Below are 11,891 nucleotides of genomic sequence, written 5' to 3' on the forward strand. Positions count from 1 at the left end.
CTCAGAACCAAGGGAGACGTCGATAACGATGGCAAGATCCGTGCAAGACAAGAGACCGGCAGAACAAAGAGATGTCGTCTACGGCTGGAGCAACATCTACGATCTGGCCGAATTCATCCGCGCCCATGATCTGCCGCCGCTTGAAGCGCGGCCCCTGTTTCAGCAGTACGGCCCCTCGCGACAGGCCCTCGATGCCGCCGTAAAAGCACGCAATAGTTGCATTTGATACACGACTTCGAAGCTCGGAAAATCCGTGAGGAGAAAAAGATGCGGCTCTTCGAGTGCGGCGTCTGCGACCAGACGATCCACTTTGAAAACCGCAGCTGCGTACGCTGCGGGGCTCAACTGGGGTTCGATCCCGTTGGGGTCGGGATGTGCGCCCTCGTGCCACTCGACAACGGGCTTTTCCAGATCCATGGCAACGCGTCGCGAACTTTTCGTTTCTGCGACAATGCCGCCATCGATGTCTGCCATTGGCTGGTGCCGGCCGATCAGTCCGAGCGCTACTGCGTTGCCTGCCGGCACAATACGATTGTACCGATGAGCGACGACGACGGTCTGGAGCGCTGGCGCAGGATAGGCGTGGCGCAGCGTCATCTGTTTTACTCGCTCCTGCGCTGGGGCCTGCCGCATCCGACGCGAAAGCAAGATCCCGAAGGCGGACTTGCGTTCGAATTCCTCGCCGACACCGTCGATGCGAACGGCAATGTCATTCCGGCGATGACCGGTCACGAAAACGGACTGATCAGCCTGCGAGCCTCCGAGGCTGACGACGTGGTGCGGGAAGGTGTGCGCGTTTCCATGAACGAGCCCTATCGCTCGCTGCTCGGTCATTTTCGCCATGAGATCGGTCATTTCTATTGGCAGCAACTGATCGTCGACGAGCCGACGAGATCCGCGGCCCGGGCGCTGTTCGGCGATGAAAGCGAGGACTATGGGGCGGCACTGGACCGCCATTATGAACAGGGGCCGCCCGAGGACTGGCAGGAGCGGTTTATCAGTCCCTATGCGAGCGCCCATCCAGCGGAGGATTTCGCCGAGTGCTTCGCGCATCTCTTTCATATCGTCGACACGCTGGAGACCGGTCACGCCTTCGGCATCAATCTCGACCCGGAGGGGCACGAAGCGCTTGACGCGGACATCGATTTCGATCCCTATCGTGCGTCAAACGCTGATGCGCTTGTCGACGCGTGGGTGCCGCTCAGCGTCGCGCTGAACGCCCTGCAGAGGTCGATGGGACAACCTGACAGCTATCCCTTCGTCCTGTCCCAGCCGGTGATCGAAAAGCTGGATTTCATCAACCGGCTGATCCGCGATGCAGCAAAGCAGACGCATTGAAGACGTCGGCAGAGGATGCAGCCCGCCATCCGCGCCTCCCGGCATGGCCGGCCGGCGGAACAAAATCGCATCGTGCCGCGTTGCCCTGCGTTAGCAAGCGCTTGCGGAGGGAAATATGAGCGGCGCAGAAGCATTGGCGGCAGCGCTGGCGGGAGCGGTCGGGTCGCAGACGATCGAATCCAGGGCGGTTCTCGACAACCTTCCCATCGCGGTCTACACCACGGACGCCGCCGGGGTCGTCACCTATTTCAATCACGCAGCGGCGGAATTGGCCGGACGCGAACCTATCCTTCATGCCGACCGCTGGTGCATCTGCTGGCGCCTGCACCGGCCCGACGGTACGACGCTGCCGACGGACCAATGCCCGATGGCTGAGGCATTGCGCAGCAAAAAGGCGGTTCGGGGCGAAGAACTGCTCGTCGCTCGGCCCGACGGCGCAATGGTGCCGGTGCTTCCCTATCCGACACCGATCTTCGATGCCGACGGCGAGATGATCGGCGCGGTCAACGTCCTCATCGATATCGGCAAGCGAAAGACAGCGGAGCTCGAACTGCGGGCAAAAACTGACCGTATCGAGGCCCTCGCTCGCATCGCCCGGCTCCTGGCGGGCGACTTCAATGTCGAGCACATCGTCCAGACCGTGACCGACAGCGCCACAGAACTCACGGGCGCAAAATTCGGCGCCTTCTTCTACAACGTCCTCGACGAAAGCGGCGAACACTTTCAGCTCTTCACCCTCTCCGGTGCTCCGCGCGAAGCGTTCGAAAAATTCGGCCTTCCCCGCAACACCGCAGTGTTCTCGCCGACCTTCAATGGCGAACGGGTCGTGCGCAGCGACGATATCCGCAAGGACCCGCGCTACGGCTTGAGCGAACCGCCTTTCGGCATGCCCAGGGGACACCTGCCCGTCGTCAGCTATCTCGCGGTTCCGGTGATTGCCCGCTCCGGCGCAGTGCTCGGCGGGTTGTTCTTCGGCCATGACGCAGCCGGGGTGTTCACCGCCGAATCCGAGGAGACGGTGGTTGCCATCGCTGCGCATGCGGCCATCGCCATAGACAACGCCAATCTCCTGGCCGACAGCCAGAAGCAATCCGAGAGTCGCCGGATCGCCGAGCTGTCGGCGCGCCATCTCGCGTCCATCGTCGAATCCTCCGATGACGCCATCGTCAGCAAGGATCTGAACGGCATCGTCACCAGCTGGAACAGGGGTGCCCAAGCGCTGTTTGGCTATAGCGTACAGGAGATGGTGGGAACATCGATCCTGCGGCTCATTCCAAAGGGCCATGAGGAAGAGGAGGTGGACATTCTCGGCCGGATCCGCAGAGGCGAGCGCGTCGATCACTACGAGACCAAGAGGCAACGCAAGGATGGCACGCTCCTCGACATCTCGCTGACGATATCGCCGATCCTCGATAATGATGGCCGCATCGTCGGCGCTTCGAAGATCGCCCGCGATATCACGGAGCGCAAGGCTTCCGAGCAGGCCCTCGCCGAGCGCTTGCGCGAGCAGGCCGCCCTTTATCAGTTCACCGAGCGGGTACATCGGGCCCGCTCGATCGCCACGGTCTATGAGGCGGCGCTCGATGCCATTCAATCGGCGCTGCGCTGCAGCCGGGCCTCCATCCTGCTCATCGACGCAACCGGTACCATGCGTTTTGTCGCTTCCCGCGGGCTTTCGGAGAGCTATCGCCTCGCCGTCGACGGCCACACGCCATGGAGCGCGGAGGTGCAGGACCCCAACCCCATCTTTATCGAAGACGTCGAATTGGCCGAGCTTGAAGACGACCTGCGCAAGGCTGTTCAGACCGAAGGCATCGGGTCGCTCGGCTTCATCCCGCTGGTTTCGGTCGGCCGACTGATCGGCAAGTTCATGACATATTACGACACGGCACATCATTTCGCCGGTTCGGAAATCGATCTCGCCTTGACCATCGCCCGCCAACTGAGCTTCAGCGTGCAGCGCATCCGCTCCGAAGAGGCAAGGCGGCAGGCCGAAGATCTGTTGCGGCACAACGAGGCAAAGGAACGTGCCAGGGCGACGGAGGTGACGGCGTTGATGGAAGCGGTACCCGCGCCGATCTGGATTGCAAGGACGCCAGATTGCCGCGTCATCAGCGGCAACAGAAGTTCGTTCGAACTGCTCAGGCTGCCGCCGGACAGCAACCCTTCGCTCTCGGCACCGAGCAGCGAAAGGCCCGTGCACTTCAAGGTCTATTCGCAGGACAGGCTGCTTTCCGCCGACGAATTGCCGGTCCAGCGCGCGGCGCGCGGCGAGGAAGTGCGCAGCTTCGAGCAGGAGATCCGTTTCGACGACGGCACGTCCCGCCACCTGCTGGGCAACGCCACACCTCTGATCGACGCGCTCGGAATCCCGCAAGGCGCCGTTGCCGCCTTCGTCGACATCACAGAACGCAAGGAATCGGAACAGGCGATGCGCGATGGCGAACGGCGACTGCAGATGGCGCTTGAGGCCGGGCGCATGGGCGCATGGGAATGGAACTTCGACACCGGCAAGGTGATCTGGTCGCCGGGTCTGGAAGTGCTTCACGGCCTGGAACCGGGCAGCTTCGGCGGCACGCTCGACGACTTCAAGGCGGACATCCACCCCGACGATCTTGCCATGGTCGAACTGGAGATCCAGGCCGCAATAGACAAGCGCGAGGACTACCACACATCCTACCGCATCCGCCGCCCCGATGGTTCCATTCGCTGGCTGGAAGCGTTCGGGCGTTTTCTGCAAGGCGCTGGCTCGTCATCGCTCCGCCTCACGGGCGTCTGCATGGACATCACCGAACGCAAGGACGCAGAGGCACAGCGCAACCTGCTGGTCGCCGAGCTCAGTCACCGCGTCAAGAACACGCTTGCGACTGTCACCTCGATCGCACGGCAATCCTTCGCCATGACCCCCGATCGCAAGGACGCCGAGCAATCCTTCCACGCCCGCATCCGGGCTCTTGCGCAAACCCATACCCGCCTGGCGGAGACCACCTGGACCGGCGTTTCGCTGGAAACGATCCTTTGCGACGAACTGGCGCCCTACCGGAACGAAAACGCCGGCAACGTTTCCGTCGGCGGCCCGGCGATCAGGCTATCGCCACGGCATGCACTGGCGCTCGGCATGGCGGCTCACGAGCTTGCAACCAACGCCGCCAAACACGGCGCGCTTTCCGTGGAAGACGGACATGTGGACGTCAGCTGGAGCCTAGACCCCGCCAACAAGGCACTTCACATCGATTGGTGTGAAACCGGCGGCCCCCCGGTCGCACCGCCTTCAAGAAATGGTTTTGGCAGGCTGCTCTTGGAACGCGTCGTCGGCTCCGACCTCGGCGGCGACGTCGACCTGGATTTCGCAAGAACCGGGCTCAGATACACCATCAACATGCCGTATTCTGCGGGTGCCGAGCAATGAATGACGACCAGCGCAGCGTCCTTGTCGTCGAGGATGAGTTTCTGCTGGCAATCCAGATCCAGGACGATCTGCTGGCGGCCGGCTTTTCGGTCATAGGCCCCTTCACAAGCCTGCGCAGCTCGATCGCTGCAGCCAAGCGCGAGACACCGCAGGCAGCCACACTCGATGTCAACCTCAACGGCGAGTTCGTCTATCCCGTGGCCGACGAACTGCTTGCCCGTGGCGTTCCCGTGCTATTGCTGACAGGCTACGCCGCCTCCGACCTTCCCGAGCAATATCGCAGCCTTCCCCGCCTTTCCAAGCCGTTCAACAGCCGCGACCTCATTCGCACCGTCGAGGCATTGCTCACCGGTAAAGGATGACGGCCGGCTCAGGTTGAACGTTTCTTCGCGTGCGCGGCATATCTGAGGAAGCGCAGCAGACGTTCCTCCTCGGCGCGCAGCAGGGCGCTTTGCCGCGGCTGCGCTTCGAGCCGGCGCAGGTTGATTTTGGCCTCCTTGTCAGCCAGGGCGATGATATCAGGATGAACGTAGCTCTTGCGGCAGACGGCAGGCGTGTTGTGCAGCACCTCGGCTGCAGCTTCGCACATCCGCTTGACCGACGGGCGTCGTCCCTCGCCAAGCGCCAGGCGCGCCTCGGCGAAAGCGGCGACACTTCCCGCCCAGGTGCGAAACGTCTTGGCCGAGATCGGTGCGCCGGCGATTTCCGCGAGATAGCGGTTGAGCCGACCGGAATCGATCGGGTGCAAATCACCGTTCGCATCCCTGCTGACGAAAAGCTGGCGTCCGGGCAGGTCCGCAATATCTTCCAGCAGCCGCTGCAGTCGCGGGCTGCGCAGCTTGCGAACAACACGTTTGCCGCCCTTCCCCAGGAAACGCAACTCGATGCCCTCGTCGCCTAGCTTGAGATGCCGCTTCAACAGCGTCGTTGCGCCGTAGGTGCCATTTTCCTGCGCATAGGAGACGTTGCCGACGCGTAGACACGCCTGATCAAGCAGGGCCGCAAGTACGGCCAGTACCGTGCGGGCATCGTCAACCGGCCCCTCCATGTGGCGACGCAGGGCCCGGCGAAGTCTCGGCAGAACCTTGGCGAAGTCGATCAACTGGTCGAACTTGGCGTGATGGCGCATTTCCTGCCAGGCATCGTGATAGCGATACTGCTTCCGCCCGCGCGCATCGAAGCCGGTAGCCTGCAGATGGCCATTCTGCTTGGGACAGATCCAGACGCGCTCATAGGCTGGCGGCAGGCCAAGTGCTGCGATGCGCGCCCTCGCATCGGGATCCTTGAGAACAGAGCCGTCCGGAAGGCGATAGCTGAAGCGCTTCCCCTTCCGGAAGCGCTTTATGCCCGGATCGGCGTCGGTCACGTAGATCAGGTCGGGTTCTTGCGGCGCGGCGGACACGATTCACCTCAAGGTCAGATCCGCCCCATGAGCAGCAGGATCAGGAGAACGACGACCACGACACCGAGTATCCCGGACGGGCCATAGCCCCAATTCGTCGAGTGCGGCCAACTCGGAAACGCGCCGATCAGCAGCAGAATCAAAACGATAAGCAGCACAGTTCCCAGCATGTCCACCTTCCCTATGTGTTGTTGCGTGTTCGGAAAATGCGGCGCAGGCGCATTGGTTCCGCCACCCGTCCGGCTGTGAGCACACAATTGCCGACAACGGCGCAGCATGCCCATCCGCGGACCCATCTCCCTGTTTTGCTTTATCAGCGGAATTCCCCTGCGTTTGGAACCGAACCCTTGCCTCGCGAATTGTAACGGGACAGCAACCCCATGAATGAGGAGGAACGGGACCTGAATATGCTGAACCGGACAGGCGAGACGCTGACGGACGCTGGCAACGACAGCTGGTGGACGGTGCATCGCGGCGACAGTCCCATAGTCGCCACGGCGATACACGACGGGCATGGCTTGCGTGCCGATCTGCGGGCTCTGATGGCGCTTGCCGATGACGAGCGCCTGCGGGAAGAGGATCCCTACACGGCCTACAGCATTCAGGATCTGGCAAATCGGGTCATCGTGCACCGCTCGCGCTTCGAGGTGGATCTCAACCGGCCTCGCGACGGCGCGGTCTACATCGATCCTTCGCAAGCCTGGGGGCTTAACGTCTGGCGGGACGCTCTTCCGCGTGATCTGCACGAGCGTTCGCTCGTGCTGCATGACGAATATTACCGCATGCTGCGGTCCATGCTGCTGTCGATCGAGCGGCGGCACGGCAGTTTCGTCGTGCTTGACATACACAGCTACAACCACCGCCGCGACGGCCCCGGTTCAGTCCCCTCCGACCCGGCGGCCGCGCCGGAAATCAACATCGGCACCCATTCGATGGACCGCAGCTACTGGGCCGATGTGCTTGAAACGCTGCTTGATGGCTTTCGTCGTTTCGAATTTCGAGGCAGGCGGTTCGACGTTCGTGAAAACGTCGCGTTTCAGGGGCGTGGCGAACAAACCCGTTTCATCCACGAACACTTTCCGCAGACAGGCTGCGCCATCGCCATCGAATTCAAGAAATTCTTCATGGACGAATGGACCGGCGAGCCGGATTTAGAGATGCTGGAAGCATTGCGTGCGCTGATCGCGTCGACCGTGCCCGACCTCGTCAAGGCGCTGGACGCGCGCCGATGAAAAGCGCAGCTAAGCCCAGGGACCGCGACACGCCGCATCCCGAGCCGGCCGACCGCCTGGCACCCGATGACGCCTGGCTCGACGAAGTGATCGCCTGCCTTGCAGCCGGCAAGGCGGTGCGACGCGAGTTTGCCGAGGGCGGGCGCCTGCACATCGATCGACCACTACCGTTTCTCTGCGTATTTGTCGCCGGGGCGAAGCAAGCCGTCGTGGCACGCGAGATCACCCAGTCCAATGCATCCTATCTCATCGCGCCGCACGCTGCGGCCGCCGCACCTGTCATCGCCGCGGTGGGGCGCGTGATCCAGGAACGGCTCGGCGCTTTCTTCGTGCTGGAGTACGGCGAACTCGACCATGACGATCCCCCCGCCAGAGACGCGCCCTATCAGCCACCGTTCACCATCGAAGTCGTGGCCAGCAAAGAACCGGCGGCGCAGGCTGCAGCCAAAGCCTTCCTCGGCGCCGTCAGCACGATCGAAGGCAAGTTTCGCACCGCTCACATGGACCTGCTGGAGCCACCTCCGAAAGAACAGGCTGACGACGCGCCGCTGACGACATTTCCCGGTATCAGCGTGCGGTTTGCGCCGATCTATCGCGAAACGGGTACGGAGCGGATCTACCCGGAACTGCGCGAACGCCTAATCGCCAACATCTTCGATGCCGGTCTGGAAGCGCTCGCGGCGGCCACGGCGAGCACGACGGACATCCGCGTTTCGACGCATAGGGCCTTCGGCCGAAAGACCTTCGTTGAAACCGTGACCCGCACCGATCGTGCCATCGACGAAATCGCCGGGAGTTTCGATTTTCTCCTGGCCGTCACGCCGATCAACTCCGATGCCGCCTGGGCAGAATTTGTTTCAAGCCGGCATCAGGTCGCGCCGCGATTGCTTTACCGGCCGCTGACGCTTGAAGTCGAGGCGGCGAAGAAGAAACTCTTTTCCGTCGGCTTCGAGCACCTCGAGGACCCGCTGCTCTACGCGCTCTATCGCGAGAAACAGCAGGAACTCGACCTGCAGCTTTCGATGATTTCCGCCCGCGAGGGCCGCACCTTCGTCGAGTTCGGCCGCGCGCTTTATGGCCCGGTGGAGGCGAAGCTGCTGGATGTCGCAACCGATATCCTGGCGCAGACGCAAAACCGGGTGAGCAAGCCTGGACAAAAGCCTGCCATTGACGCCGTCGATAGCGCCTACATTCGCAACCGGGCGCAAGTGATGGTTTCGACCTACAAGCGCCAATACGCCGACTTCAACGCGTCGGTGGAACTGCGTGACGACATTCCCGCAGGGTTGCTGGTGTCGAGAAGCCAACTCTTGATCGCGCGCAGCACAGCGATGAGCCGGAACCGTGTCGAGGCTCTGCTCAATCACGAAATCGGCGTGCACCTGCTCACCTACTTCAACGGCTCGGCACAGGGGCTCAGGCTCTTTCGCTCCGGTCTTGCCGGCTATGAGGGCATGCAGGAAGGGCTTGCCGTCTTTGCCGAATATTTGAGCGGCGGCATGACGCTGGCCCGCCTGCGTCTCATCGCCGCCCGCGTGGTCGCCTGCGCAGCCATGCTCAGCGGCGCGGTATTCCCGGAGACCTATCGGTTGCTCGTCGATCAGCACCGGTTTCAGCCTGACGATGCCTTCAACATCGTGCTGCGGATCTATCGCGGCGGCGGGCTGGCGAAGGACGCGATCTATCTGCGCGGCCTTGTTCAGCTGCTTGCTCATCTCGCCGCTGGCGGCAGCCTCGACCCCTTCTGGATGGGCAAGATCGCCGCCTCGCATTTTACCGCCATGCAGGAATTGAGCTTGCGCGGCTTGCTGTCTGCACCGGCGGTACGCCCCATTTTTCTGGATGACGCCCACGCACGCTCCCGGCTGGACCGGGCACGTGCGGGCATAACCCCGCTCGACATGATCGCAGAATAGGAGACCTGATGCGCATAGCCTTCTTCGTCAATTCGATTGAGCTGGAAACGGCGTCCTACACGACGACGTCTCTGGCGCTCGCCGCGCTCTCCCGAGGGCACGAAATCTCTTACGTTACGCCGGCGGATTTTATCCTGCGGCCCGACGACAGGCTGATGATCCGGGCGCGCAGCCTCAACGGCACCAAGCCGAAAAAGCCGGAAACGTTCATTTCGGCGCTGAAGGCCGATGATGCGGTGATGAGCGTGGTCGACGTCAGCGAGGTCGACGTCTTGTTCCTGCGCAACGACCCCTCGGAAGATGCCGAGGGCCGCCCCTGGGCCGCGAATGTCGGCGCCAATTTCGGCCGGCTCGCCTCGGAACGCGGCGCGATCGTCGTCAACGATCCCTCCGGTCTTTCGCTGGCGCAGAACAAGCTCTATTTCCAGGACTTTCCCCAGGCCGTGCGCCCGACGACGCTGATCTCGAAGAACATCGAGGAAATCCGCGCCTTCATCGACGACCATCGCGGCGGCGTCATCCTGAAGCCGCTGCAGGGATCGGGCGGCAAGAACGTCTTCAAGATCAAGTCCAGCGATGAGGCCAATCTCAACCAGATCTTCGAAGCCGTCAGCGAGGTCGGCTATCTCATCGCCCAGAGCTATCTGCCCGAAGCCACCGCCGGAGACATCCGCCTGTTCCTGATGAACGGCCGTCCGCTGGTGCGCGGCGACGTCTATGCCGCCTTCCGCCGTGTGCCTGCCAAGGGCGAGGTGCGATCCAACATTCATGCGAGCGGCACTGCTGAGGCGGCAACCATTACCCCGGCGATACTGGCGATTGCCGAAAAGCTTCGCCCCAAGCTGATCGACGACGGCATGTTCCTGGTGGGGCTGGATATCGTCGGTGACAAGGTGCTGGAGATCAACGTCTTCACGCCCGGCGGGCTGCCCAACATTCAGGCATTGCACAAGATCGATTTCGCCGAGGAGATCGTGATCGCGCTTGAAAACAAGCTTGCCATTCGCGAGGCCTATGGTGGCGCCCTGTCCAACCGGGCGCTGGCGACCCTTTGAGTGGTCCCTTCGCCTGGCCGGCCGGACCAGGCGAACTCTAAGGCCCTGGCGTCACTCCTGGCGTGACGCCAAAAGCTTGTCGATGCGCATGCCGTCCATATCGATGATCTCGAAGCGCCAATCCTGAAAATCGAAGGTTTCTCCCACATGCGGAAGATGGCCAAGGATCTGCAGCGCGAAACCGGCAATGGTGTGGAAATCGCCTTCGGGACGATCGCGAATACCGAGCCGCTCGAAGGCGTCGTGCGCCGACATCAGCCCTTCGATCAGCAGCGAGCCGTCCGAGCGGGTGACGATGTCGGGATCGTTCGCCTCCGTATCCGGCAGGTCGCCGGCAATCGCTTCGAGCAGATCGGTCTGTGTGATGATGCCTTCGAGGCTGCCATATTCGTCGACGATGATCGCCAGCCGGACGGGTGCCGTCTTGAACGTTTCGAGGACGCGGAAGACGCGTGCCGATTCGTGCAGCACCAGCGGTTCGCGCATCGCCTTCATCGGGTCGAGCGTCTGGCCGTCGAGCAACTGATCGAGCAGATCCTTCTTCAGCACCATGCCCAGCGGATAGTCGATGCCGCCACGGCCGATCAGCAACTGCTCGTGATGGCAATCCCTGATGGTGCGAAGGATCTCCTCCCGCGTGTCGTCGGCATCGATCCAGTCGACCTCCATGCGCGGCGTCATGAAATCGGAAATCCGGCGGTCGCCGATGTTGAAGATCCGCTCGACCAGTTCCTGCTGGGCAACGTCGAGAAGACCGGCCTCCTGGCTTTCGGCGACAAGCAGCTTCAGTTCGGTGGGCGAATGCATCGAGGCCTCGCCGGTGCCCGGCCGCAGCCCGACCAGGCGAAGCACGAGATTGCCGAGTCCGTTGAGCGTGAGAATAGCCGGACGCAACAGAAACAGGAAAAGCCCGAGCGGGCGCACGACCGCAAGGGCCGTGCCCTCGCTGCGCTGGAGCGCCAGGCTCTTCGGTGCCAGCTCCCCGAGCACGATGTGAAGCGCTGTTATGATGATGAAGGAGATCGCCACCGCGATCGCATGCGAGCCGAACGATGCCCAGGCCATCGGCAGCGCTTTCAACAGCGGCTCTATCAGGTGCGCCAGAGCCGGCTCGCCCACCCAGCCGAGTGCCAGGGACGATATGGTGATGCCGAGCTGGGTGGCGGCCAGGTTGGCGTCGAGATTGTCGACGGCATGCTGGAGTGCGCCCGAATTCATGCGCCTTTGCGCCACAAGCTCCGTCACCCGGCTGCGCCGGACGGACACCAGGGAAAACTCAGCCGCAACGAAAAAGCCGTTGGCGGCAACGAGCAGAAACACGGCCAGTATTCCGAGATAATCGAAAATACTGCCATCCGAGCCGGACATAGTCTCCCTTCGGGCGCGGGGCGCCTCGTACTGTTGATACCGCGGTCAGCCTAACATGCTCTTGCCGCACACGTCAGACGGGATACAGGCATTCTTCATGATGCTGCCTGCATCCCGTCATGCGCTTGGCTTTGGAGCATTCCGCTTTCAAGCGGAACCACAGAAAGCGGA

General features: G+C 62.4%; 10 protein-coding genes. 7 read left to right on the top strand and 3 right to left on the bottom strand.

What is annotated here, in order from left to right:
• Window positions 1–28: 28 nt before the first annotated feature.
• The 4 genes from LPJGGPFB_RS16980 (at window position 29) to LPJGGPFB_RS16995 (ending at window position 5,109) form a co-directional block, all read left to right on the top strand.
• Window positions 29–226 (top strand): hypothetical protein, encoded by a 198-nt coding sequence (locus LPJGGPFB_RS16980; RefSeq protein WP_173421144.1) that lies wholly within the window; start codon window positions 29–31, stop codon window positions 224–226.
• A 41-nt stretch (window positions 227–267) separates the two neighbouring features.
• Complete coding sequence (locus LPJGGPFB_RS16985) at window positions 268–1,338, top strand: zinc-binding metallopeptidase family protein (protein ID WP_173421145.1); 1,071 nt, start codon at window positions 268–270, stop codon at window positions 1,336–1,338.
• A 115-nt stretch (window positions 1,339–1,453) separates the two neighbouring features.
• A complete protein-coding gene (locus LPJGGPFB_RS32880) occupies window positions 1,454–4,747 on the top strand; it encodes a PAS domain S-box protein (protein ID WP_234902917.1) in 3,294 nt (1,097 codons plus the stop codon).
• Window positions 4,744–5,109: a response regulator gene (locus LPJGGPFB_RS16995; protein ID WP_173421146.1), complete on the top strand. Its 366-nt coding sequence runs from the start codon at window positions 4,744–4,746 to the stop codon at window positions 5,107–5,109. Before LPJGGPFB_RS32880 ends, LPJGGPFB_RS16995 begins: the two co-directional genes overlap by 4 nt.
• A gap of 8 nt (window positions 5,110–5,117) precedes the next feature.
• Here LPJGGPFB_RS16995 and LPJGGPFB_RS17000 read toward each other — a convergent pair whose 3' ends face one another.
• Both LPJGGPFB_RS17000 and LPJGGPFB_RS17005 read right to left on the bottom strand, forming a co-directional pair.
• Entirely contained in the window at window positions 5,118–6,152 is a 1,035-nt protein-coding gene (locus LPJGGPFB_RS17000; protein WP_173422202.1) for a DNA topoisomerase IB, read from the bottom strand.
• An 11-nt stretch (window positions 6,153–6,163) separates the two neighbouring features.
• On the bottom strand, window positions 6,164–6,319 hold the full coding sequence (locus LPJGGPFB_RS17005) for a DUF3309 family protein (protein WP_173422203.1): 156 nt from the start codon (window positions 6,317–6,319) through the stop codon (window positions 6,164–6,166).
• Window positions 6,320–6,556: 237 nt separating this feature from the next.
• On the opposite strand from LPJGGPFB_RS17005, the gene LPJGGPFB_RS17010 reads away from it, so the two are divergent.
• Genes LPJGGPFB_RS17010 through LPJGGPFB_RS17020 form a run of 3 tightly spaced genes read left to right on the top strand, consistent with a single transcriptional unit; the run spans window position 6,557 to window position 10,352 of the window.
• Window positions 6,557–7,381, top strand: coding sequence for an N-formylglutamate amidohydrolase (locus LPJGGPFB_RS17010; RefSeq protein WP_234902918.1), 825 nt, complete (start codon window positions 6,557–6,559; stop codon window positions 7,379–7,381).
• Window positions 7,378–9,297 (top strand): flavohemoglobin expression-modulating QEGLA motif protein, encoded by a 1,920-nt coding sequence (locus LPJGGPFB_RS17015; protein WP_173421148.1) that lies wholly within the window; start codon window positions 7,378–7,380, stop codon window positions 9,295–9,297. The genes LPJGGPFB_RS17010 and LPJGGPFB_RS17015 overlap by 4 nt, the downstream gene beginning before the upstream one ends.
• Before the next feature lie 8 nt (window positions 9,298–9,305).
• On the top strand, window positions 9,306–10,352 hold the full coding sequence (locus LPJGGPFB_RS17020) for a glutathione synthase (RefSeq protein WP_173421149.1): 1,047 nt from the start codon (window positions 9,306–9,308) through the stop codon (window positions 10,350–10,352).
• 51 nt (window positions 10,353–10,403) lie between these two features.
• Here LPJGGPFB_RS17020 and LPJGGPFB_RS17025 read toward each other — a convergent pair whose 3' ends face one another.
• Complete coding sequence (locus LPJGGPFB_RS17025) at window positions 10,404–11,720, bottom strand: hemolysin family protein (RefSeq protein WP_173421150.1); 1,317 nt, start codon at window positions 11,718–11,720, stop codon at window positions 10,404–10,406.
• Between the last annotated feature and the right edge of the window lie 171 nt (window positions 11,721–11,891).

The sequence above is a fragment of the Ensifer adhaerens genome (assembly GCF_013283195.1).
GTDB classification, from domain to species: Bacteria; Pseudomonadota; Alphaproteobacteria; order Rhizobiales; family Rhizobiaceae; genus Ensifer; species Ensifer adhaerens_G.

Coding starts and splice junctions, on each gene's coding strand:
- LPJGGPFB_RS16980 (WP_173421144.1), top strand. CDS start 29: ATGGCAAGATCCGTGCAAGACAAGAGACCGGCAGAACAAAGAGATGTC.
- LPJGGPFB_RS16985 (WP_173421145.1), top strand. CDS start 268: ATGCGGCTCTTCGAGTGCGGCGTCTGCGACCAGACGATCCACTTTGAA.
- LPJGGPFB_RS32880 (WP_234902917.1), top strand. CDS start 1,454: ATGAGCGGCGCAGAAGCATTGGCGGCAGCGCTGGCGGGAGCGGTCGGG.
- LPJGGPFB_RS16995 (WP_173421146.1), top strand. CDS start 4,744: ATGAATGACGACCAGCGCAGCGTCCTTGTCGTCGAGGATGAGTTTCTG.
- LPJGGPFB_RS17005 (WP_173422203.1), bottom strand. CDS start 6,319: ATGCTGGGAACTGTGCTGCTTATCGTTTTGATTCTGCTGCTGATCGGC.
- LPJGGPFB_RS17010 (WP_234902918.1), top strand. CDS start 6,557: ATGCTGAACCGGACAGGCGAGACGCTGACGGACGCTGGCAACGACAGC.
- LPJGGPFB_RS17015 (WP_173421148.1), top strand. CDS start 7,378: ATGAAAAGCGCAGCTAAGCCCAGGGACCGCGACACGCCGCATCCCGAG.
- LPJGGPFB_RS17020 (WP_173421149.1), top strand. CDS start 9,306: ATGCGCATAGCCTTCTTCGTCAATTCGATTGAGCTGGAAACGGCGTCC.
- LPJGGPFB_RS17025 (WP_173421150.1), bottom strand. CDS start 11,720: ATGTCCGGCTCGGATGGCAGTATTTTCGATTATCTCGGAATACTGGCC.